At 40.7% G+C, this 24,248-nt stretch carries 20 protein-coding genes; 9 read left to right on the top strand and 11 right to left on the bottom strand.

The features are described 5' to 3' along the window. Positions 1 to 56 precede the first annotated feature (56 nt). From ACHFIY_RS01170 to ACHFIY_RS01145, 6 genes are all read right to left on the bottom strand, one after another. Positions 57 to 317, bottom strand: coding sequence for a hypothetical protein (locus ACHFIY_RS01170; RefSeq protein WP_410844203.1), 261 nt, complete (start codon positions 315 to 317; stop codon positions 57 to 59). 589 nt (positions 318 to 906) lie between these two features. Further along, positions 907 to 1,623, bottom strand: a complete 717-nt coding sequence (dapB, locus tag ACHFIY_RS01165; protein ID WP_410844202.1) for a 4-hydroxy-tetrahydrodipicolinate reductase — start codon at positions 1,621 to 1,623, stop codon at positions 907 to 909. Positions 1,624 to 1,814: 191 nt separating this feature from the next. Further along, complete coding sequence (locus ACHFIY_RS01160) at positions 1,815 to 2,489, bottom strand: DUF5683 domain-containing protein (protein WP_410844201.1); 675 nt, start codon at positions 2,487 to 2,489, stop codon at positions 1,815 to 1,817. Positions 2,490 to 2,498: 9 nt separating this feature from the next. Then, complete coding sequence (locus ACHFIY_RS01155) at positions 2,499 to 3,419, bottom strand: ParB/RepB/Spo0J family partition protein (RefSeq protein ID WP_410844200.1); 921 nt, start codon at positions 3,417 to 3,419, stop codon at positions 2,499 to 2,501. 283 nt (positions 3,420 to 3,702) lie between these two features. After that, on the bottom strand, positions 3,703 to 4,593 hold the full coding sequence (locus ACHFIY_RS01150) for a ParA family protein (RefSeq protein WP_410844199.1): 891 nt from the start codon (positions 4,591 to 4,593) through the stop codon (positions 3,703 to 3,705). 289 nt (positions 4,594 to 4,882) lie between these two features. Further along, positions 4,883 to 5,764 carry a dienelactone hydrolase family protein gene (locus ACHFIY_RS01145; RefSeq protein WP_410844198.1) on the bottom strand — a complete coding sequence of 294 codons (882 nt, stop codon included), beginning with the start codon at positions 5,762 to 5,764 and terminating at the stop codon, positions 4,883 to 4,885. A 1,168-nt stretch (positions 5,765 to 6,932) separates the two neighbouring features. Here ACHFIY_RS01145 and pyrG point away from each other — a divergent pair. Further along, a complete protein-coding gene (pyrG, locus tag ACHFIY_RS01140; protein ID WP_410844197.1) occupies positions 6,933 to 8,582 on the top strand; it encodes a CTP synthase in 1,650 nt (549 codons plus the stop codon). 86 nt (positions 8,583 to 8,668) lie between these two features. Here the strand turns inward: pyrG and ACHFIY_RS01135 are convergent, their stop codons facing one another. After that, entirely contained in the window at positions 8,669 to 9,946 is a 1,278-nt protein-coding gene (locus ACHFIY_RS01135; protein ID WP_410844196.1) for a M24 family metallopeptidase, read from the bottom strand. A 489-nt stretch (positions 9,947 to 10,435) separates the two neighbouring features. Here ACHFIY_RS01135 and gldA point away from each other — a divergent pair, with 489 nt between their 5' ends. From gldA to ACHFIY_RS01105, 6 genes are all read left to right on the top strand, one after another. Further along, a complete protein-coding gene (gene gldA / locus ACHFIY_RS01130; protein ID WP_410844195.1) occupies positions 10,436 to 11,335 on the top strand; it encodes a gliding motility-associated ABC transporter ATP-binding subunit GldA in 900 nt (299 codons plus the stop codon). Between the two features lie 32 nt (positions 11,336 to 11,367). Further along, positions 11,368 to 11,592 carry a hypothetical protein gene (locus tag ACHFIY_RS01125; protein WP_410844194.1) on the top strand — a complete coding sequence of 75 codons (225 nt, stop codon included), beginning with the start codon at positions 11,368 to 11,370 and terminating at the stop codon, positions 11,590 to 11,592. A 2-nt stretch (positions 11,593 to 11,594) separates the two neighbouring features. After that, complete coding sequence (locus ACHFIY_RS01120; protein WP_410844193.1) at positions 11,595 to 12,008, top strand: PIN domain-containing protein; 414 nt, start codon at positions 11,595 to 11,597, stop codon at positions 12,006 to 12,008. Between the two features lie 36 nt (positions 12,009 to 12,044). After that, positions 12,045 to 13,334 carry a phosphopyruvate hydratase gene (eno, locus tag ACHFIY_RS01115; protein ID WP_410844192.1) on the top strand — a complete coding sequence of 430 codons (1,290 nt, stop codon included), beginning with the start codon at positions 12,045 to 12,047 and terminating at the stop codon, positions 13,332 to 13,334. 141 nt (positions 13,335 to 13,475) lie between these two features. Then, entirely contained in the window at positions 13,476 to 13,778 is a 303-nt protein-coding gene (locus ACHFIY_RS01110) for an FtsB family cell division protein (RefSeq protein WP_410844191.1), read from the top strand. A gap of 95 nt (positions 13,779 to 13,873) precedes the next feature. Beyond that, positions 13,874 to 14,107, top strand: coding sequence for a hypothetical protein (locus ACHFIY_RS01105; protein ID WP_410844190.1), 234 nt, complete (start codon positions 13,874 to 13,876; stop codon positions 14,105 to 14,107). A 107-nt stretch (positions 14,108 to 14,214) separates the two neighbouring features. Here the strand turns inward: ACHFIY_RS01105 and gloA2 are convergent, their stop codons facing one another. The 3 genes from gloA2 to ACHFIY_RS01090 all read right to left on the bottom strand — a co-directional run bounded on the left by gloA2 (position 14,215) and on the right by ACHFIY_RS01090 (position 19,747). After that, complete coding sequence (gene gloA2, locus ACHFIY_RS01100; RefSeq protein WP_410844189.1) at positions 14,215 to 14,604, bottom strand: SMU1112c/YaeR family gloxylase I-like metalloprotein; 390 nt, start codon at positions 14,602 to 14,604, stop codon at positions 14,215 to 14,217. 957 nt (positions 14,605 to 15,561) lie between these two features. Continuing rightward, on the bottom strand, positions 15,562 to 17,106 hold the full coding sequence (locus tag ACHFIY_RS01095) for a DUF5689 domain-containing protein (RefSeq protein ID WP_410844188.1): 1,545 nt from the start codon (positions 17,104 to 17,106) through the stop codon (positions 15,562 to 15,564). Between the two features lie 64 nt (positions 17,107 to 17,170). Beyond that, on the bottom strand, positions 17,171 to 19,747 hold the full coding sequence (locus ACHFIY_RS01090; protein WP_410844187.1) for a TonB-dependent receptor: 2,577 nt from the start codon (positions 19,745 to 19,747) through the stop codon (positions 17,171 to 17,173). A 139-nt stretch (positions 19,748 to 19,886) separates the two neighbouring features. On the opposite strand from ACHFIY_RS01090, the gene ACHFIY_RS01085 reads away from it, so the two are divergent. Next, positions 19,887 to 20,924 carry an endonuclease/exonuclease/phosphatase family protein gene (locus ACHFIY_RS01085; protein WP_410844186.1) on the top strand — a complete coding sequence of 346 codons (1,038 nt, stop codon included), beginning with the start codon at positions 19,887 to 19,889 and terminating at the stop codon, positions 20,922 to 20,924. Positions 20,925 to 21,248: 324 nt separating this feature from the next. Here ACHFIY_RS01085 and fmt read toward each other — a convergent pair whose 3' ends face one another. Beyond that, on the bottom strand, positions 21,249 to 22,238 hold the full coding sequence (gene fmt / locus ACHFIY_RS01080) for a methionyl-tRNA formyltransferase (protein ID WP_410844185.1): 990 nt from the start codon (positions 22,236 to 22,238) through the stop codon (positions 21,249 to 21,251). A gap of 617 nt (positions 22,239 to 22,855) precedes the next feature. Here fmt and purD point away from each other — a divergent pair. Continuing rightward, complete coding sequence (gene purD / locus ACHFIY_RS01075; protein ID WP_410844184.1) at positions 22,856 to 24,145, top strand: phosphoribosylamine--glycine ligase; 1,290 nt, start codon at positions 22,856 to 22,858, stop codon at positions 24,143 to 24,145. Positions 24,146 to 24,248: the final 103 nt, after the last annotated feature.

Below are 24,248 nucleotides of genomic sequence, written 5' to 3'. Positions count from 1 at the left end.
TTCACTCATGGCTACTATTGTTCAACCTTTCAGGGTTTTAGCAAACTCACCCTATCCTACAAACATTGTATAACGCAACCACCCGGTGCTGATTTCCCAGTTTTTTCTTCTGTGTACCCATCTGCTACTTCTATCCAAAAAACACTTACAGTGTAGTAGTGGTGGATAACCAACTCGTCTGCCTTGCAGCAAGAAAAATCTTTTTTGCCATCATAGTGCTTGCCAAAAATTTGTGTAAACGGTGCAGTGATGGTAGCCGTGAGGATAGCACCTGCAGTTGCAATTGCAGCAACATTCATTTTAAAAGAAGTAAACATAGCCGGAATATTTAATTGTTTGTGTAAATAAAAAACCTCCCTAAGCAATTGTTGTCGTGAGCCTTTAATTGCCCTTGGTGATACAAAGGTGAACTATATCTACAAAACAAAATACCCCTAGACTTAGGGGTATGGAAAGGGTGTATTATTTACCACGAAGGCACGAAGGAAATAGAGAAGACTTGGTTTTCTATTATGTAAACGCATCAAAAATTATTCTATGCTTAATTGACATTTTATCTTAAAATATATCTTTTCAGTCTTATTGCCTCATAGCCGGCGGGCTTCGGACTTGCATCACCACTCCATTTTATCTTTTGAAAAAAATATCGTACCGATTTTTTTCAATCATCCTACGGCTGACCAGATAAAATGATGTGGCTTATGCAAGTCCTGGTGTGAAACTCGAAGATTAAATCAAAACAATATTTTTATGCGTTTGCCTTGTTGCCTTGTGCCTGTATCACTATTATTTAATTGTCATTTTTATTATCTTTATAAAATAAAAAATCCCTGAATACACATTTACTCTAATGAGAGGTTGCGTATTCAAGGTTCACAGTACATATATTGATTACTGTTATTGGTTTTACAAACCAAGCACCTGTTTCATATTGAAAATGCCTTTTTTGCCAACAACAAATTCGGCTGCGAGCACGGCTCCGCCAGCAAAGCCTTTGCGGTTGTGGGCGGTATGGATAATTTCAATATCATCGATAGGAGAGTAGTATTTTATCTTGTGTGTGCCGGGTGCGGGGTCTATCCTTTCGCTAATAATTTCAAGGTCTTCGGTGTTGTCGCTAATATGGTTTACCCATTGTTTCTTTCCTGCAATATGCTTTAGCACTTGCTCTGCTAAAGTAATGGCCGTGCCGCTTGGGGCATCTTTTTTCTCGGTATGGTGTATTTCTTCCAGCAGCACTTCATAGTCTGCATGGTTGTGCATCAGTTTTGCGAGGTAAGTATTCAGTTCAAAAAACAAATTTACCCCAATGCTATAGTTGCTTGCATATACCAATGCCCCGTTGCTGGCTTCGCATGCTTGCTTTACTTCGGCCCATTCTGCCAGCCATCCCGTGCTGCCACAAACAACAGGCAAGCCTGCCGCAAAGCATTTTTTCAGGTTGCCAACGGCACTATGGGGGCTAGTAAACTCAATAGCCACATCGCATTGCTTCAAGTTTGGGATAGTAAAATCTTCTGGGTTAGATATGTCTAGTTTTAAAACAACTTCATGCCCTTTTGCAATAGCAATTTCTTCTATCGCCTTGCCCATTTTGCCGTACCCGATTAATGCTATTTTCATTTGAATTGATAATTGATAAATTACTAACTAAAGATTAATGACTAATTACTTTTATTTACCTACCACGGGTTGCACCCATGGCTACTATTGTTCAACCCTTTTAGGGTTTTTAGTAAGCCACTTAGTATCCAAAAACAACAATGGGAGTTGTGTAAATTGGAGAAGCCAAAAAAAACTTAAAATAACTCCCCTCATCTTGCCAAGCTGCTTACCCCATGCTTGGGTGTTTTTAGACTTAGCACCATGTTCACGCCGGGCAACTTATCTATTGAATTGATAGTGGGGGCAATGTGCATACTCAAATCGTTGCTTACATCAAAGTCTTTAAGGTGTGCAAATACCGTGGCATCTACTATGTTCACGCCCCACAAAATAAAGAACCATAGCATGGAATAATCCCTGTCGCGCCGAAATTGGTTCCTGTAGGTTTGCAGGGAGTATATATCTAAGTTTTTTAGCTGAGGATCTATTTTAGCAATGTCTGTGGTGTCGTTTGTATTAATAGCGGCTTTGTACCTTGCCTGATAGGCAAACCTGGTTTTTTTATAAAAACTATTGTTGTAGAAATAGGTATAAGTGGGTATAGCCAACGCCGCATATACAATGGGTATCTTCCAATATTCATGGTTGTAGGCCTGCCCCCAGCCCGGTATAATAGCGGAGCGGCGGGTGGCAATTTTAGGTATATGCCTTTTTTTTGTGGCTGTATCTATTACTTCCTTTGCATCCTTTACTTCCAGCCCCTTTAGCGAGTCTTTGGTTGAAGACAATAGCGTAGCAGACTGGGTTGTTTTATCGGCTTGTGCCCATAAAGACCCCGTACTTGCAACTAAAAAAAGCAATAATATAATGCGGCGCAATATCATGGCTAAGTACTAGCTTACAACAATGTTCATCTGATCTAAAATTTTGTTCAGTTCTTCTAAAGAGAAATATTCCAGCGTGATGCTGCCTGTGCCGTTTTTATTAACAGCCATTTTAACCTTAGTGCTAAAGTGGGAGGCAAGGTTGTCTTCTATCTTTTTGTAAGCTGGCGGCAAGCTATTGGCTGCTGGCAACTTAGCCGCAGGCTTTTCTGTTTTATACAGGTTGCGTACTAGTTCCTCGGTTTGCCTTACACTAAGGCTCTTGGCTTTTATTTCATTAAAAACATACAACTGCCTATCAACAGTGTCAATATTAATCAATGCCCTTGCGTGGCCCATGCTAAGGCTGCCGTTTCGCACGGCGAACAATACATCTGGCGGCAATTTTAGTAAACGGATATAATTGGTAACCGTGCTGCGCTCCTTTCCCATGCGTTCTGCAACCTGCTCCTGCGTATAGTTTAGCTCCTCCATCATCCGCTTATAGCTAAGGCCTATTTCCACGGCATTCAGGTTTTCGCGCTGCAAGTTTTCCAGCAATGCCAGCTCTAGCAATTGGCTGTCGTTTGCTTCCCTTACATATACAGGAATGTCTATTAACCCAGCAATTTTACTAGCCCTGTACCGCCTTTCACCCGCTATTAGCTGGTATTTGCCATCCGCCATCCTGCTTACGGTAAGCGGCTGTATAATGTCGTGTAGTTTAATAGAGGCCGCTAGTTCGTTCAATGCCGTCTCGTCAAAGTCCCGGCGTGGTTGCTTGGGATTTATTACAATGCTACTAAGCGGCACTCGGGTAGAAGCCGTGGCTTTTTCCACTACCTCGTTCCTTAGCTTGCCCTCGGTGGTTTGTAAATCGGTGTCAATATTTTGCAGCAAAGAGCGGATGCCTTTGCCCAATAAATCTTGTTTTAACTTGGAAGATGCCATTTTATATTAATATTTTGCCATGAAGCCAAGAAGACTTAAAACGGCACAAAGTTTTTGAAATGAAATAAAGGACTTATTTGCCACAAACCAGGGCAATGTTTAAAAATAAAATTTGCCACGAATGCACGAATAAACACGAATCAAAAACTAGTGCCTACTCGTGCATTCGTGCAAAGAAAGATTAAAAAAATTGAAGTGAATGGATAAGCCTTTGTGAAAAATACAAACCAATCTATTTCGTTCCTTTGTGCTTCTTTGTGTTTTTGTGCCTAGTGGCTAGAAATTAATCTAAAATCCTTTCTTCGTTGGTCATTTTAGTCATTTCGTTTTTTTGTAGTATTTCTTTTGCTAGGTTCAAGTAGTTGTTTGCCCCCTTACTGTCGGAATCGTACAATATAACAGGCTTGCCTACGCTTGGGGCTTCGCTTAGCTTGCTGTTCCTGTGGATGATGGTTGCAAAAACAATGTCGTCAAAATGCCTTCTAAGCTCGCTTACTACTTGGTTGCACAAGCGCAAGCGACCATCGTACATGGTCATTAGTATGCCTTCTATTTGTAATTGTGGGTTCAGGCGACTTTGCACTATTTTCACGGTGTTTAGCAATTTGCCAAGCCCTTCCAATGCAAAAAACTCACACTGCACGGGTACTATCACGCTGTCGGCAGCTACCAATGCGTTTACGGTTATCAAGCCCAAGGAAGGCGAGCAGTCAATCACAATAAAATCATACTTGTCCTTTACCGCATCCAAAATGTTTTTCATTACATTTTCACGATTGGGGTAGTTGATCATTTCTATCTCGGCGCCCACCAGGTCTATATGGCTGGGTATTACCTCTAAATGCGGTATTTCGCTTTTCAATATTACATCCTCGGCTTTTGCATTATTCACCATGCAGTCGTACAGGCTGCTGGTAATATTGTGCAAGTCGAACCCTGTGCCAGTGGTACTGTTGGCTTGCGGGTCTGCATCTACCAGTAGTGTCCTGTATTCCAGCACGGCAAAGCTTGCTGCCACATTAATAGCAGTGGTGGTTTTGCCCACGCCACCTTTTTGATTTGCGACCCCAATTATTCTTGCCATGTTTATTGCTCCCAAGTAGGCTGCTTTCGCAGCTTCGTTTATTTTTATTTTAAAGGCATTGCATTGTTGTGTAATGCTTAGTGCTAACATTCCTTTCCTTTAGTTTAGAAAAGTGTCGCAACATCGCAAATGTAAAAGATTAGCCCGCTATTACCATGTATAAATATTTTTTACTATTGTAGCATGGCCTTATAATGGTGAGACTATGCCTTAATTAAGACCAATGCAATAAATAAAATATCCTTACACAAATGCAAGTTAATGTATTTGTATAAGGATAAATGTATAGGGTTATGTTAGGTGGATAAAAACCCAAAAACATTATAGGGTTTTGAACCCTGTAATGGTTTTGGGCATTAAAATAAGAATGAGTTATGGGCTACAACTTATGAGCTTTTAAAAAAGCAACCGCTTTTGTGTGTGCATCTTCAGTGGCGGCTTTGTCGTAAACGGGGTTGCTAGGGTTGGCAAAACCATGGGCGGCATCGTAGCGGTAAATCGTAAGTTGCTTGCTTGCTTCTTTCATGTTTTTTTCAAAAGCATCTACCATTGCGGGTGCTATGCCTTTGTCTTTATTACCAAAAAAGCCAATCACGTCGCAGTTCAATGTTTTTAGCCTTTCCACATCGGTTTCTGGGCGGCCATAATACATTACGCACCCTGCTGCTTGCTTGCCCGCCAATAGTGTTGACTGCAAGCTCCAGCCACCACCAAAGCACCAGCCTAACGTATAAATTTTGGCTTTAGGGCCTGCATAAGCAATGCCAGCTTTCACAATGCTTTCCAAACGTTCCGATTTGGCACTCTTCATGTACAGGCCTGCACTGTCGGGGGTGGTGGCTACTTTGCCATCATACATATCTAGGGCCAGTATATTGGCATCAGCAAATTCCTTGGCAAATGTTTCTGCTTCCCTTTTAATGTTGTCGTTTAGCCCCCACCATTCTTGTATCACGAATAGCCATTTGTTGCTTTTCTTTTTTGGTTTGATATAATAGCCTTGTGCCGCTTTGCCATCGGCCGAAGCAAAAGACACCATGCTGCCAGTGGGGTTTTCTAATGTATAATACAAGGGGTTGGCGTGCAGTTTCACAAAATCGGGGCTGGCTGCATCTAGCTGTATCTGGTCTTTTACAGCATGATTATAGCAGGCTATGTACCCATCAGGGGATAAAAAAGCATGTTCTTTGGGCTTGAAAGTGTAACTAAGCAAGGCTGCGGAGCACAAGGCAGCAACAAAAAGGAGCAACAGTTTTTTCATTTTTATTTTTTTGATGGTTAAACGTTGGGATAAACAACACCAATTCCTAAAACATGTTTAAAGATGCCTCTAAATTGAATAAAGAGAATAATTATACTACTTCTTTTATATATAAATCAGTTTAAAAATACAGCAAGCCCTATTTACAATTTGAGTTCATAGACGTTTTTCGCTTTTTATTAAAAAATCAACATAGCTCAACCTCACCCCTCCCGAAAGACCGGGACAAGTTACCCAAAGGAAAAAATAACAGGAACTGGGCAAGGGGACAATATTTGCATATTTTTAATAATATCGATATTTCCTAGTGTTATATTAAAATAGTTTCAGTTTTGCCATTTTTTTGGGGTTTTTATTCTTTCGCTTTTTTTCAAAAATCGTTACCAACCTTGTAAGCCATTGATTATCAATAATAATATCAAATTTTGATGCTTATTTTGTGCTTATTTCATGCTTATTTTGTGCTTATTTTATGCTCATTTTGTGCCTGATTTGTGCATATTTTGAAGCCATAAACACAAGACCAAATTTTGGGACTACAACTATCTTAATATTAGTAAAAAAAAAACTATGATTGGGTTGCCAAGACACTAGTTTGGTAAGTAGTTTTTGTCAAGTACATTTCTAAACAAAGATAAGGTTTTTTACAGATTGAGGTGTATCAGGACAAAGCGCAGGGCAAACGCATCAAAAATTTATTCCATGCCTAATTACCTTTTTTATCGTTAAATGCTTCTTTTAGTCCTTTTGCCTCATAGCCGGCGGGCTTCGTCTTGGCAACGCCACTCTATTTTATCCTTTGAAAAAAATTTGCTGCGCATTTTTTTCAATCAGCCTGCGGCTGACCTGATAAAATAAGGTGGCTTGTGCCAAGACTGGTGTCAAACTCGAAGATTCGAGCAAAAAGAATTTTGATGCATTTACCCTGGGACAAAGCGAAAAAGTTTTATGCACACATCAATTTCTTTACACCGACTTTTTCCATTAGTTTTGCATGACTTCAATAGCTGTATTTCCAACAATATATTTTAGTCGTGCCTTATTTCAATCGTTTCTCATCAACGAAAAGGCTTCCTGTTGTGCATTATTTCGCAATGGTATTTTGACAGGCTTTGAAATACTGGGGTGCACCCCAAAAAGAGATATTAAACTTTAATACATATAAATTATGGCAAAGTACATTTTTGTAACTGGCGGCGTAACCAGTAGTTTAGGTAAAGGTATTATTGCAGCAAGTTTGGCAAAACTGCTGCAAGCAAGAGGGCTTTCTGTAACCATACAAAAGCTAGACCCCTACATAAACGTAGACCCAGGCACGCTGAACCCTTATGAGCATGGCGAATGTTTTGTAACGGAAGACGGGGCAGAAACAGACTTGGACCTTGGCCACTACGAACGTTTTTTAAACACCTATACTTCGCAGGCAAACAATGTAACAACAGGGCGTATTTACCAAACCGTAATAAACAAGGAAAGAAATGGAGATTTTTTGGGCAAAACAGTGCAGGTAGTGCCACATATAACCGATGAAATAAAACGTAGGATGCTGCTGCTTGGCAAAACAGGCAAATTTGACATTGTAATCACAGAAATAGGCGGTACGGTAGGCGATATTGAAAGCCTCCCTTTTATAGAAGCGGTACGCCAGTTGCAGTGGGAACTGCCAGAAGAAAGCGTGATGGTAATACACTTAACGCTTGTTCCTTATCTGAAAGCAGCTAAGGAACTAAAAACAAAACCTACCCAACACAGCGTGAAAATGCTTAGCGAAACAGGCGTACACCCTGACGTATTGGTTTGCAGGACAGAAGAGCCATTGGGCAACGATATTAAGCGAAAAATAGCCCTGTTCTGTAATGTAAAACAAGAAGCGGTAATAGAAGCAATGGATGCAAGCACCATATACGAAGTACCCTTGCTGATGCTGCGTGAAAAACTGGATTTAATTTGCTTGAAAAAACTAAAAATTACACAATACGGTGAACCTAACCTAGATAAATGGAAAGTTTATCTAGACAAATTAAAATACCCAAAAAGCAAAGTTACCATAGGCTTGATTGGCAAATACATAGAGCTGCAAGATGCTTATAAATCTATCTTAGAAAGTTTTATACACGCAGGCTCTGTAAACGAAGTAAAAGTGCAGATTGTAAATGTGCATAGCGAATTTATAACAAGTGAGAATGTTTCGGAAAAGCTAGATGGATTAGACGGCCTGTTGGTTGCACCCGGCTTTGGCGTGCGTGGCATTGAAGGAAAGATAGTAGCCGTGCAGTATGCCCGTGAAAGCGGGATGCCATTCTTTGGTATTTGCCTAGGGATGCAAATGGCGGTGATTGAGTTTGCAAGAAATGTATTAGGTATGCCAAAAGCACACTCTACTGAGATGGATGCACATACTCCCGACCCTGTGATAAACATGATGGAGGAGCAAAAGAAAATTAAAATGATGGGCGGCACGATGCGCTTGGGTGCATATCCTTGCGAAATAACCGAAGGCTCGCTTGCCCATGCCATTTATGGCGAGACCAACATTAGTGAAAGGCATAGGCACCGATATGAATTTAACAGCAGCTACCTAGATCAGTTTGAAGCAAACGGCATGAAAGCCACTGGCGTAAACCCAGAAACTGGGCTTGTAGAAATAATAGAGCTGCCAGGGCATCCATTTTTTATTGGCGTGCAATACCACCCAGAATTAAAAAGCACCGTGGAAAAACCAGCACCTTTGTTTGTTGGTTTTGTAGGGGCAGCTAAAGAATTTAATGAAAAAAGCCATAGCATAAAAGCAGGGGCATTGCGGGATGCTTTGATTTAATAGATGCCTACCTAGAAGGTTTCAAAAACTTTCTAGGTAGACTGAATGTAAGCCAAGCAATTGTTGAAGTTTTTTATACAGCGTTCCTAAAAAGGTTCTTGCATAGATTTACTAGGCTGTGAAAACCATCTTGGGCCATCCTCGGTCATGTAAGCACAATCCTCGAATCGAACGCCAAATTCACCTACAATGGCAATCGTTGGTTCTATGCTAAAGCACATACCCAGTTCTATTAGCTGTTTGTTGCCTTTCACCATGTTGCCCCACTCATGTCCGTCCATGCCAATACCGTGCCCAGTGCGGTGCGGAAGGCCTGGCAATGCGTAACCGGGCCCAAAACCTGCATTGGTAATTACTGCACGGGCAGCGGCATCAACAGCTTCGCAGGGTAAACCAATTTTTGCGGCAGCAAAGCCTGCGGCCTGTGCTTTTTTTTCGAGGTTCCATATTTCTTGCTGACTTTTTGTTGGCGGCGCACCAAAAACAATCGTGCGGGTAATGTCTGAATTGTAACCTTCGACCAAGCACCCGCAATCCATCAGTACAATATCCCCTTTTTTCAGTGTCTGCGGCTGTTTTAACCCATGTGGAAAAGCAGATGCCTTGCCAAATAAGCATAAAGCAAAATCGGCTTTGCCCCCCAATTCGTTCTGCGCATCCATAATCATGATTGAAAGGTCGCTTTGCGACATGCCTTCTTTCAAATTTTCTGCGCTTCTTTTAATGGCAGCAAGTGTAATATCGTTTGCTTTTTGCATCAGCTTAATTTCTGCTGCCGATTTTATCATGCGGCAAGGGATGGTTACTGGGTCGCCACTTGTATAGGTGAGCTGCGGTGCTTCCTTCCGTATGCCATCCATGACAAAGAAACGTACTTTTTCTTCTATGCCAATAGTGCCAACAACTATGGCTAAAGTTTTAAAAATCTTGGCTACAACACGGTAGGGGCTTTCGTCTTCCTGCCATGTATATACGTCTTTGCCAATGCTTATTTGTTGGCGAAAGCGGGCTTCTTCAAAAGCTGGGCAAACATATTGTATATCGCCCCTTGCAGGTATAATGGCCACCATGGCTCGTTCGCTTTCCCCCCAATGGATACCAGTAAAATACACCATGGAAGTGCCACTGTCTAGTACCAACGCTTCCATTTTTTGCTCCAAAAGCAAGCGTTGGGCTTTTGCTATCCTGTTCTTTCTTTCATTTACTGAAATAGGCACTGCATCATCGGTTATTAGGTTAAGGCTATTGGCAATGCCACCCGCCTTTTTTTTGTTGCCAGAGGCAAATGAACTAAAGCCAGTTGTTATTCCCGTTGCAGCTGCCAAAGAGGCGAGGCCTATAAAATCTCTTCTTTTTATGCTCATGCAAACAAATTGAAAATGAAGTAGTTGCTTATTGCGTGATAATACATTTTATACCGAAACATTACATGTAGTAAAGTGCAAAGCAGCAAATAGTTGTAACATAGGTAAACAGTTAAACGGTTAATAATCTATAGAACCGCAATAAAACCAAATATATAACGCCAAACAGCGACAAAAGACAGATAGCCAACAAAATGTATAAATTGGTTTTCTTGTTACTACTAAAGTGCAAGTTTGATTAATCTGCCACGAAGGCTCGAAGACACAAAGCCGCACAAAGTTTTAAGGCAAGAAGAGCAAAAGAAAATAACTAAGAATAGTTATGTTATAAATGCCTTTTAACCTTGTTATTTCTTTGTGTTTCTTCGTGTTTTTGTGCCTTTGTGGCTAAAAAAACATAATCGTTGGGTAAATAGTAACAATAATTTTATGATTTCGGGTTGCCGAATGTCAATTATCAATTGTTAATTATCAATTACTTTTGTCCTCATGTCAATTAAGATACAGGGATTGTCTAAAATATACGGTACGCAAAAAGCCGTGAACGATATTTCTTTTAACATTAACAAAGGGGAAATTGTTGGTTTTTTGGGGCCGAACGGTGCGGGCAAAAGCACTACCATGAAAATGATTACTGGCTACCTGTCTGCCGATGCTGGCAATGTGCAAGTTTGCGGCATAGATGTAGCAACCAACCCTATCGCCACCAAGAAAAAAATTGGTTATTTGCCAGAAGCCAACCCATTGTACTATGATATGTATGTGCGGGAATACTTGGTTTTCATAGCGGGGGTGCATGGCATAAGCAATATAACAGCGGCGGTAGAAACAGCAATAAAATTGACGGGTTTAACCATTGAAAGCAAAAAGAAAATAGGCCAGCTATCCAAAGGTTACAAGCAGCGGGTGGGTTTGGCCGCCGCTTTGATACATAGCCCAGAAGTATTGGTATTGGACGAACCTACGAGTGGCCTAGATCCTAACCAGATTATAGAAATACGCAATGTTATCAAGGAGCAAGGCAAAGACAAGACCGTATTGTTTTCCTCCCATATTTTGCAGGAAGTAGAAGCTATTTGCAACCGCATTATTATTATTAACAAAGGAAAAATAGTTGCGGATGATGTATTGAGCAAATTAACCTCGGGCACAAAGCTATCTAATAAGATAGTAATAGAACTGCAAGAAAGGGTATCATTAGATGTTTTTTCAGGTATAGATACCCCCCAAAGATTATCTGATACCAAGTGGGCATTTACTACTGCAAGCCCAGATTTGGTACGCAAGCAACTGATGGAAATAGTGCTAAGGCACAACCTGAACATTGTATCGCTGGTAAACGAAAGCCATACAAATTTGGAAGATGTTTTCCATAGCCTTACTTCGTAAGAAATTGTTACTTTTACCGCAAAGCTTTTAGTATGGGAGCAAAAAAGATATTTCATGAACCAATAAGTGAGTCGGCAGATTCTCATAATGCTAGAAAGTTAACTAAGGTGGTGCCTATAGCTAAAGACTTAGAAGAAGAAAAACGACAAGAATATTTAAAGCTAATACATGAGTCCTATGGAATGTTTGCTGGCAGCTTGAGCAGTACCGATGAGTTCATGAAAAGCAAGCAAGAAGAAAAATTGTTAGAAGATTAAGAATGGAGAAATTTGTTTTTGATGCTTGTGCTTTAATTGCTTATTTCAATGCCGAGGAAGGCGGTATTTTGGTAAAGGAAAAACTTGAACTTGCATCAAGCAAAACAATTGAGATATACATACACAAAGTAACATTACTTGAGCTTTTTTATGATTGTCTAAAAAGAGGCGGCTCTGTAAACGTTGAAAATATTTTAGCAAGGCTGAATAAAATGCCTATTGTCAAAGTAAAAACTATTGATGATGATTATATAAGGAAAGCCGCCTATTTTAAAGCCAACTACCGAATTTCTTTTGCAGATAGTTTTGTTCTGGCTCTAGGAAATATTTATAATGCAAAAATTATCACATCGGATCATCATGAATTTGACAAGATAGAACAAGCTGGCGAAAGCAAGTTTGAATGGTTCAGATAAAAATTAAAATACATTTTAAAACACAAGTAAACAATTATGAGTTACATTATCGAAGTTCATGCCCGCCAGATATTAGACAGCCGTGGCAACCCTACAGTAGAAGTTGATGTTACCACCGACGACGGTGCATTGGGCCGTGCAGCAGTGCCAAGCGGTGCCAGTACTGGTATCCACGAAGCGGTGGAACTAAGGGACAATGACAAAAGCGTGTATGTGGGCAAAGGCGTTTTAGGTGCCGTAAATAACGTAAATGAAATAATAGCAGAAGCCATCACAGGTTTCGATATTAGCCAGCAAGCAGCTATAGACGAAGCGATGATTGCCTTGGATGGCACGCCAAACAAAGGGAAATTAGGTGCTAACGCTATTTTGGCTGTGAGCATGGCTGTTGCCAAAGCTGCCGCTGAAGAAGCGGGTGTGCCTTTGTACCGCTATATTGGTGGTACAAATGCAAGGACATTGCCTATACCCATGATGAACATCTTGAATGGTGGAGCACATGCCGACAATAAAATTGACTTCCAGGAGTTTATGGTAATGCCAGTAGGTGCCAGCAGCTTTAGCGAAGGCTTACGCTGGGGTGTAGAAATTTTCCATACACTGAAAGGCGTATTGAAAAAGAAAGGCTTTAGCACAAACGTAGGTGACGAAGGTGGTTTTGCACCCAACATACAAAGCAATGAAGAGGCCATAGAAACCGTTTTGGAGGCTATTACGGCAGCCGGTTTTAAAACGGGTAGCCAAGTGGCTATTGCCATGGATGCGGCCAACAGCGAGCTGTGGAACAGTTCTAAAGGCAAATATGTATTCCACAAGAGTACTGGTAAGGAAGTAAGCAGCGACGAGCTAGTTAAATTTTGGGAAAGCTGGGTAAACCAATACCCTATCATTTCTATTGAAGATGGCATGGCGGAAGACGATTGGGATGGCTGGAAAGCATTGACACAAGCAGTGGGCAGCAAATGCCAACTAGTGGGTGACGATTTGTTTGTTACCAATGTATTGCGTTTGCAAGAAGGCATAGACAAAGGCATTGCCAATGGTTTGCTGGTAAAAGTAAACCAAATAGGTACCGTTACAGAAACCATAAATGCAGTAACCCTAGCACAGCACAATGGCTACAACACCATCATGAGCCATAGGAGTGGTGAAACAGAAGACGTAACCATCGCTGATTTAGCCGTCGCATTAAATTGCGGACAGATTAAGACTGGTTCTGCCAGCCGTACCGACCGTATTGCTAAATACAACCAATTGATCCGTATTGAGGAAGAATTAGGCAGTACAGGCATTTTCCCTGCTGGAAAAATTAAGTTTGGCAAATAGGATAGTTTAACCGCGAAGGGTACAACGTATTTAATCAAAGAGCCCCAAAAGTCTTTTTATTTAAGTTCATGCCCTTTGCGGTTTTATCTTTTATTGCTTAATTTTTATCTCTTAATTTAGCAATAATAATAAAGTACAGGCATGAAAAAATTTGCAAAAATCCTCACAAACAAATATTTACTGGCAACCTTGTGCTTTGTTGTATGGATGTGTTTTTTTGACCAAAGGGATATTTTTAATACGTTGGACCAAAAAGGCAAACTAGACGATTTGCTTGCAAAGAAGCATTATTACCAACAAGAAATTGCTACTGCCCAGCAAGAACTTACCGACCTGCAAAACAACGCTGCTGCCTTGGAAAAATTTGCACGTGAAAAATACCTGATGAAAAAAGATGGAGAGGATATTTATATAATTGAAGACACAATTAATAATAAAAAATAGCTTTTGCACAATAATCGCCTTCTTTTTTCGTTTTTAATAGTATCCGCACTCTTTGAAACAATTATTGTTTCATTTATTATATCGTAGCAAGTATTATGCAAAATTTTTCACAGGAACAATTGATTCAGTACCTGTATGGGGAGTGTTCGCCTATATTAAAATTGGCCATTGACACGGCAAAGAAAGAAGACATTGAACTGCAGCAAGAAATCAAAACCCTTAAAAGGGCGATGAAGCAAATCAATAATTTAAAACTGCAATCGCCAAGCCAAAGCACCATTGACAGCATCCTTCAATATGCCAGTAAAACGCAAAAAAAGGATACATAGCTTTTTGCACAAAGACACTAAGTGGCACAAAGGGAATAAGACTGGAATTGCTATTTTAGACTTGTACTATATAGGTATTCAATCATGCAACTCATTTAATAAAAGGTTTACATTTCATATAACTCTATTGGCAAATCGTCTGGGTCTCGGAAAAAAGTAAATTGCTTGCCTGTAAACTCGTCTGTCCTTACTGGATCGTGGCCAATGCCTAGTTCTTGCAACTGCTGCACTGCTATCACTATATTATGTACACCAAAAGCAATATGCCTAAGCCCAGTGGCTTCTGGCCTTGTTGGCCTTGCTGCTGGCGATGGGAATGAAAACAATTCTATTACATACACGCCATTTAGCATCAAGTCTAGCTTATAGCTTTCTCTTTCTGCCCTATATACTTCTTGCTTTATCTCAAAGCCTAGTACCTCGGTATAAAACCGTTTACTGCGTTCGTAATTGCTGCAAATAATGGCTATATGGTGCAGGCTTTTTAGTGATATCATCGTTTGTGTTTTATATTATAAACTGACCTTACGCAACTTTACTAACAATTTGTTTTAACTTTTTATTCAATTCATCCAAAGTTTGTCAATTAACAATTGTAGCGTTCCTGAATATTATAGCTTTTAGTACAAAAATTATTTTTATTGTGCTTAACTTTTAATTATCCCAATTTGGTTACTTCTTTTTTTGAGGTGCTGGTGATGACCCCTAGTAGCATTATCTGCAACATTGATGGGACATTGTGAAACCTTTTAAGGACCTATTTTCAGGGGTATTGCCCGCTTGGTTTTATTGGCTTTTTGCGGCCTGAATTTAATTTTCAGGTATTCCTGCATCGTAACTCATTGAAATACAGTGCTTTTATGTTTTTTAAGATGAGTGATTTGTGAGTGAAATGTGAGTGTTTTGTGAGTGAAATGTGAGTGATTTGTGAGTGATTTCCGTGGAAAAGTGAGTGATTTTTGGGTGTTTTTTGAGTATGGATGTAGTTCATAAAAATGTTTTTTGTCTGTTAATAATGAGCCTCCCCGACAGCGAATCAAGGCTATGGCAGCCGCAGGCATTGAACCAACGACAACAAGAGCCATATATTACAAAGGTGGGATTGATTTTGGACTTGTGCAAAAGAACAATCCTATATGGGGGAAATATGCCACCATGAGTACCCAAAAATGCCCCCATGGTGGGGGAAAACCTGAATTACTAATGTTACGCATCTTTAAAAAAAATGGGATGTTTTTCAAGGGTTTTAGGTGATGATGAAAATCACATTAATGTTTCTGCAACCATTGTAAAAAATTGACTTTGTGTATAAGTTTGTTTAAGGTCAGTTATAAATAGATATTGTGCCTATGTTGGGAATGCAATAGGTGGCATATACAAAATAAAAAAGGCTGCCCTTTTGAGGCAGCCCTTTTTATTTATTGTATTAAAATATTCGTGATTAAATGGCTATTTTATTTCACATCATTTAAATTGCGAAGAATTAATTCTGCAGTACCATTAAAGTTAGTGCCATAGCCTGTGTATGATTTTGGGGCAGTTGACATTAAATAGGATGAAAATAGTGCTCCTGCGCTTGTAAATAAGGTTACTTTGCCAAATGCATCCGTTAAAGTAACATTGCCCCTATTTGTAGCAGAATTATTATAGTTATCTGCTGGAGATGGGGATGTAGCATTTAAAATGGTAACTAGGGTACATTCAATAAGCGGTACAGGGTTAGCCATTTGAGCATTAAAGTCTGCCGAAGTAATGATTTTAGGTGTAACCTTTTTGCCAACAGTTATTTTATTAACGCCCGCCCCAGAACTCAAACTAATTTCTATCAATCCTTTGTAACTGGTAAGCTTGCCTCCTGAAACATCTACCTTTACAGAATCACCTACATTTAAAGGAATGGCTGTACCAAAATATAAATCTATACCTGCAGTTGCATCCTGAATGATTACATTTCCAGTGGAGATATTTTTATTGCTTGCATCTGAAATTACTACCCCTGTAATTGCAGTGCTTGGCAAAGTAACATCGCTGCCATTGTACATCGCTTTTATATCAGCAATAGAAGTTATTTTAGAAGGGGTAGGGTCGCATCTTATACCAGTGAATTTTACATCAGCAGTATCCCTAATTACCAGTTCTGGTGTGTACTTTACACTAAAGCCATTACTAATGAATGGAACATATATACCTGCAATTGTACCATTGCCACTTGGCGTAGGCACACCAGCAAAAGTAGCGTAACCGCTTGTATAAACCACCGTGCCTGTAACACCGCTACAATCACTTAAGCTGCGGCTAACAGCCTTTTTTGCTGCTGAGGTGTCAGCATAAACCAAGCCCCAGTCGAAACTGCCAAATTGAGCATTTTGTATTTGCATCACACAGCTTTGAAAAGAATCAACTGTAAGATTAAGGCCTGCTGCTTTTCCAAAGTCATTGATTTGTTTCATCGTAACTATTTTTACAGGAACAGGATTGTTCAGGCTACCTTTTACAATATAAGTATCAAACAAAGTACTAGGTATGCCCGCAAGACTTGGATTGGCAGGTACAGTATTATCAAGAAGACCCAATTGAATGCTGCCGCTATAATCACTAATGTACAAGCCCTTGCACTTAACGTAGATTAACCTGCCAACCGGGTAATCTACAGATAAACTGCCACCATCTAATTTTAGTGAAATGCCCCAGCCCATAGCTCCTTTGCTAGAGTCTTGAATATATATGGTTTTATATATATTCCCAGTCCTATCGTCTCCGGTTACAATCCCTTTAATAACAACGCTGTCTGAAATATATTCTAAACCACTAAACTTATGCCTTGCCCTTAATGCTTGTATGCTAATTATTTTTGTTTCGAGGGTAGGGTCTTTAATAACAGCTGCATTTGATAAAGAAGCCGGGGGATCGTCAAACTTCTTGTTACAAGAGATAATGGCAATACTTGAAACAAGCATTACTAGCAAAGAGCCAAACCAAATTAAACTTTTATTTGTCATTGTTATTTATTTAAATAGTTTATATAATTGTTGATACGAATAAATACTAAAAAGGTTGCTTTTATTAAAAGCGGAGAGCTACGCTGGCAGCAAAATTTAAACCGTAAGCGTAATAATATTTAGGTGGGAATTTATCGACATTCAGCTTAGCAAAATCAAACCTCAATTGCTCGCCACCGCCTGTAATGAGGTTTTTATTGTCAAGTATGTTGTCTATACTAAAGTTAAAGTTAAGGAAAGAATTCTTATGTAGCCAATGCCGTGGCAATTTCCACGAATAACCTGCAAATAAATCGAGCGTAAACTGGCCTGGCAAGCGTTTCTGCCCTACAATGTCGTACCATGCTGCCGAATAAGGTACCGCATCTGATACAGCGTCTTTTGTGCGTCGTATGGGGTTGATGCTAGCCCACATTTGGTCAAAATAATTACCTGTTAAACTAATATACCAATATTTTGGCGAGCGGTAGTTTAGCCCTAAAGAATAGGCTTCTTGTGGCGTGCCGCTGATACGGAAGTTTTGCGTGTAAATGGTGTCCTGTGCAACTACTGCCCCGCTATTGTCGTTGGTTACTGTTGCATTTTGGCGGCTATTGTAATAGTACCTGCCTACTGCGGCTGCGCCAGTTACGGTAAAGTGCGGCAATACCCTTGCTTCGAAACCAAGTTCGCCACCAAAATTAACCTTGTCAATGTTCCTCAATGCATAATTGGTAAATGCAAATACATCATCATTAAAGAAACTCATTACATCCATTTGGTGTTTAAACTCGGTATAGTAGCCAGATACCCTTAGCTTTAAGAAAGGAGCATTCATTAAGTATCCGCCTTCTACGCTAGTAATTGTTTCGCTTCTTACATTGTCTTGCTCTTGATCCCGTGTCCTAGGTGAAATATATACACTCCTAAAGTCTGGGGCTTTGGTTGCATATTCCCCGTTTACATAGAAATAATTGCGACCATTCAATTTGTAAGTAATACCACCTTTTAGACCAAAGTTATCGAAATTATTTACATACGATTTGCCAAAAGAACTATTGGGGTATATACTAGACAATGTATTCCCTTCCCTCCAGAACTGCGTATTGGAAACCTGCCCTGCAACAAAGAAATCCAATTGTTTAAACTTGAATACGCCTTGCGAAAAAGCTTCTGCTTTATTGATGTGTACGTTGTAGTCGTAGCTATACTGGTCGCCTACCTTCACTACATTGTTTGGCTTGCTTAAGTCAGGAAATCTTACTGTTGGGTCATAAAGGTCTACAGCAAATTTATTGATGTCAACATAAAAATCGCCACCCAGCAAGTCTTTTACCCTTTTGTAGTTGCGGTCGTTTTGTGCTTGGAATACTACGCCTGCTGTAAAAGCAACGTGGTTGCCAAATTTGGTATTAAAGGTAGAACTAAAGTTTACTTTTTTTACATTAGTTACATTCTCGGCTAAAATAGTGTTCGATCGGCTGCCTTTCACCGTTTGCCCAAGCATACCATTTGCATAAGCATTTGTAATGGTATCAAGCCGCCCACGGTTGCCGTCATATATAGCTTGCCAGTTTATCTGGCGTTTGTTTATATCGGCTTGTATGGCTTGGCCCATTGCAGCTACAATATATGGCTCATCATAATAGCTTGGCAGGTTACGATAATAATCGGGTGTTGGGCTATTGCCTTGATACCAATCTAAAGAAGATGCTGCCCTTTCGCCAAAAGAAAACGATGCTGCATTTACAAGGGTACTTTTGTTATTAAACTTTTTTTCATCTGTAAAAATAAAGTATGGCTGGTTTGTTTTGGTTACGTTGGTATTCCTTTTTTTGCCAGCCTGATAGCCCCATGTTGGGTTGTAATAATGGCTTCCTGCCAAAGAGTCCATTTCACTGGTAGAAGCCCTTTGCCCACCTGCCTCGGTAGGGCTACCAAAAATAGTTAAGGACAATGTCCTGTTTTGGCCAATCTTTTTATCAATGCCCACAAAATAACTCCACCCATTGTAGTAAGTGCCTTCAACATAGCCTTCATCGGCATAGCGGCGGCTGCCACTAATGGTAAAAGCCCAGCCTTTTTTGCTTACACCTGTGCTATGCGTGAACGACCAGCGTTGCCTATAGCTCCTGTTTGCGTAGGTATAGCCAAACTCTGTTTGTGGCCGTTGTTTGCTGGCACGGGCATCTATGCTTGTGCTGCTGCCTAAACCGCCAAATGCAAAAGTGTTTGGCCTCAAGCCGTTAGAAACATCTTTGTTCCGCATCACGTCGTTCAAGCCACCCCAAAGGCCAAAGGGAGAAAACCCATTGTCCAAATTTTCTAGTGGTGCGCCGTTTATACGCGTAGTAAAATTATCTGCATCGTATCCGCGCAACTTGAACCTAGCTGCGCCAAAATTGAAAGAAGCTGCAGAAGTAAAAGGGTCCCTGCCAGCTGTTAAGGCAGAAGAAACACTTTGCGAGTTGCCTGTTGCAACATCGTTGTCGTCCAAGGAAATAACAGGGATGTTATCAGAAAGGTTTTCTTTTAACTCTTCTTGTAGCACGCTGTCCTTGTTGCCAATAACAGCAGAATCTTTGGGCATTTTTTTTATTGTTTGTGCCGTGGCAATAGTTGTTGCCCCCACCAACAATAGCAAACTCATCAATTTCTTCATAAATAAACTTTGTTTCTTGCTGCGAATGTATATAAGGTTTAGCATTATTTTTGCTTTTTATACCGAAAGCACCAATTTATTAATATTAGAAACTATAAATTAGTTAAAATATCCTATTTATTTTTCAAAAACTATAAAAATGAGCAGACTTTTTTTGTTTTTTTTCATTTTGCCAATTTTAGCACCTGCCCAAAAGAAGCAAAATTACAAAGTAGCCATTGTAGGCTTTTACAATTGCGAGAATTTTTACGACACGGTCCACAACCCAATGGTAAAAGACGACGAATTTACGCCCAAAGGCGAGCGTAAATATACTAGCGACATTTACCTGGACAAGGTAAGCAAGCTGGCAACGGTTATTTCGCAGGTAGGCACAGACATCAGCAGGGATGGCCTCGCCCTGCTAGGCGTAGCAGAAGTAGAAAATGATACCGTGTTGAGCGACTTGATACACCATCCACTGCTGGAGAAAAGGAAATACAGCATCATACACTACGACAGCAAAGACGAGCGTGGTATAGACGTGGGCTTGATTTATAACCCAAAATATTTTACCCCAGAGCAAAGCAAGCCCTTGGTAGTAACACTACCTAGCCGTTCTAAATACGAGCGGCACACAAGGGATATTTTATGGGTAAAAGGAAAACTAGATGGCGAAACCGTGCATGTATTGGTAAACCACTGGCCCAGCAGGCTGGGCAGCGTGGAAAAAAGCGAGCCGGGTCGGATAGCCGCAGCGGCTGTGTGCAAAGTGCAGGTGCAGGAAATAGCCAAGACAGACTCCAATGCCAAAATTATTGTGATGGGCGACCTGAACGACGACCCCATTAGCCCAAGCGTTACCAAAGTGCTAAAAGCAAAGGGGAAAGCAGAAGATGTAAAGCCTGGTGAAATATTCAATCCTTGGGTAGATTTGTACGAAAGGGGCATAGGCACTATTGCCTATCAAGACACATGGGCTTTGTTTGACCAAATAATGGTTACTTACCCATGGCTAAACAAGCAGCAAGACGGTTTTTTCTTCCAGAAGCCTTATGTTTTTAACCAGGAGTTTATGGTAGAAACAACAGGGGCATACAAGGGTTACCCCATGCGTACATGGAATGGGCTAACGTACCGAGGAGGCTACAGCGACCATTTCCCGGCATACATCGTATTGCTAAAAAAAACAAAATAATTGATACGCAGGTATTTTTTGCCACAAAGGCACGAAGGCTCAAAGTAGCACGAAGAGAAAAGAAGAGGATTATAAGCGTTGTATTCCTGTTTATTTCCCTTAAAACTTTGGGTCGCTTTGTGTTTTCTTGCTTTTGTGGTGAATTCTACCAAACTTTACCTGAGGCATAACTTCTAATTGTTTGTTTAGGCGTTTTTCCCAGCTATTACGGCTTTTGGTTGTTTCTTTATGCAGCTTTGCAGCTGTTTCGTCGCTAATGCTGCCTCAAAAATTTGCCATTGTCATTGTATTTTTTTCTTTAGTTATTTATAATTAAGTACATTATCAAAGCCTAAACCCCCTCAAAAATTCTTCCACCAGCATCCTTTTCTTCCCCTCAAGCTGCAAGTCGGTGATGTGTATATACCCATCTGCACAGCTATATTTCAGGTAAGTTTTATGGTCGGTAAATACTTCTCCATTTTCATGGTTGTGAAGTACTAGTTCTTTTGCGGCAGCAAATATCTTCAACTTTTTTTCATTGATAAAAGTAAAAGCAGTAGGGTAGGGGCTCAATCCCCTTATTAAATTATGGATGGTTTCTGTTGAAGCAGCCCAATTTACTTGGCATGTCTCCGTAAATATTTTAGGGGCGTGTTTTAGTTCTCCGTTGACTGCTGAATGAGAACCGTTAACCGTTAACTGTTGAACGTTAGCTGTTGACTCTTCACCGTTCACCTTTTGCTGCCCTACTGGCACAGCAGTACCATCCAATAAGCCCTTCATCGTGCTTGCCAGTGTTTCTGCCCCCACCAGCATCATGCGGTCGTGCAGTTGCCCTGCGGTTTCGTTTTCACCTATTGGTATGGTTGTTTGAAGCAGTATATCGCCTGTGTCTATGGCGTGTTGCAGCTTGAATGTGGTAACCCCTGTTTCTTTTTCGCCATTGATAATCGCCCAGTTAATGGGGGCTGCCCCCCTGTATTGTGGCAGCAAGGAACCATGCACGTTTATAGTACCCATTGGCGGCATATCCCATACGGCTACTGGCAGCATACGGAAGGCTACAACCACCTGCACATCTGCTTTAAGGCTTTTTAGTTCCTCCAGAAAAACAGGGTTCTTTAGCTTTTCTGGCTGCATGATGTACAAGGCTTTGCTAACAGCATATTTTTTAACGGGGCTTTCGGTTAGCTTCATGCCCCGCCCTGCGGGCTTGTCGGGGGCAGTTATCACGCCTACTATATTGCAGCCTGCCTGTACCAAAGCATCTAAAGATGCCACTGCAAAATCGGGCGTGCCTAAAAAAACAATGCGCAAAGCTGATAATTCCATTGGGCAAATTTAGGTTAGTGATGTTGTTAAAATAACTTTCACCAAACACAGGCTTATTCTTTTTTTTAGGTGCTGATGGTTTTATTAAAACCCTGAAAGGGTTAAACAACAGTAGCCATGGGTGCAACCCGTGGTAGGCATACAAGACCGCAACCAACCCCGATTGGGTTGAACTTGCCTATACCAACAATAGGGGCGGCACCATTCATTGCTTAAACCCGGATCTTGCAGTTGACTTCGTTATGAAAGGCTTAAAAGCAATAAAGACAAGTATTTGAGCCGAATTTTTGGTCGAAAACATAGTGTACTATGTCAAGGCCAAAAACTCAAGCAAATGCTTGTGTTTGAAGTAGTTGGGGCTTGCAATAGATTTCAACTGCAAAATCCGGGTTAAAGAATGATGCTGCAAACGGTTAAGCCCCTTTCAAGTTTAAGCAAGAATTGCTATTGTTCACCACGGGTTGCACCCGTAGCTACTATTGTTCAACCCCTAGCGGGGTTTGAAACAATAATAGTTTTACAACTAGCAGCACCTAAAAAAAGAATTAGCACAGGATAATAGAAGTGCCCATTATTTTATACCAACTACTTACATTCGCACCAAGAAAAAAACATCCATGAATGTACTGATACTAGGCGGCGGCGGCCGTGAACATGCCTTGGCATGGAAAATAGCCCAAAGCCACCATTGCAATAAACTGTTTGTTGCCCCAGGCAATCCTGGTATAGCACAAGTTGCTATTATAGTAGATATGGGTACGCACGATTTTGAGGGCATCAAGTCTTTTTGCCTGCTAAACAAAATAGATGTGCTGGTAGTGGGGCCGGAGGAACCATTGGTAAACGGCATTTACGATTTTATGGAAAAAGCCAAAACCATCGATGGCTGGCGGGGCTTTGTAGTGGGGCCATCAAAAGCAGCGGCACAATTGGAAGGCAGCAAGGCATTCTCCAAAAAATTCATGCAGCGGCATGACATACCTACTGCTGCTTATGCCGAGTTTACAAAAGATAGTTTTGAAGCAGGCAAGCAATATATACAACAGCATACGCTGCCCATTGTATTAAAGGCAGATGGGCTGGCAGCAGGGAAGGGAGTGGTGATTAGCGAAACGCATGAAGATGCTTTGCAAGTGTTTGAACAAATGCTTATCAACCGCCAGTTTGGCGAAGCAAGTACTAAGGTGGTGATAGAAGAATTTCTTACGGGCATAGAAGTAAGTGTATTTGTGCTGACCAATGGGGTTGACTATAAAATAATTGGCCACGCCAAAGACTACAAACGCATTGGAGAGGGCGACACAGGCCTCAATACAGGTGGCATGGGCTGTGTAACCCCAGTACCTTTTATTACCGAAGCTTTTATGCAGCAGGTAGAGGAAAAAATTATTGCACCTACAGTAAAAGGCTTGTTAGCAGAAGGATTGGTGTACAACGGTTTTATCTTTTTTGGGTTAATGAACGAAGGCGGCAATGCCAAAGTGATAGAATATAACTGCCGCATGGGCGACCCAGAAACAGAAGTAGTGCTGCCTAGGTTAGATACAGATTTGCTAAGCCTGTTTGCAGCAATGGACAATGGCACGCTGGAGGATACTAACATCAATTTTGCCGATGGCTATTTTGCTACTGTAATGGCCGTAAGCGGTGGCTATCCAGGCAATTATAAAAAGAATATACCAATCACCGGGGCAGATAAGCCATTGCAAGTGCCTGGTAGCTTGCTTTTTCACGCTGGTACAAGACAAGAAGGCAAAGCTATTGTAACCAATGGTGGAAGGGTTTTGGCTGTTACTTCAAAAGGCGAAAGCATTGGCAAAGCAGTACAGCAATCACTTGATGTGTTAGGAACAATCAACTTTGAAGGGATGTATTATAGGAGGGATATTGGATTCGAATTTTCGTAGTGAATTATGAGGCATACAGAAAGTTTCCAGATAAACGACTAATGTTTATCTCACAAAAAACTTTCGATCTAAGTTATTAATGCCATTTGTGTATTAGCAGCAA

It is taken from the genome of Parasediminibacterium schistidii, assembly GCF_046546515.1.
Classification (GTDB): domain Bacteria; phylum Bacteroidota; class Bacteroidia; order Chitinophagales; family Chitinophagaceae; genus Parasediminibacterium.
This window is presented reverse-complemented; position numbering and strand designations above follow the sequence as displayed.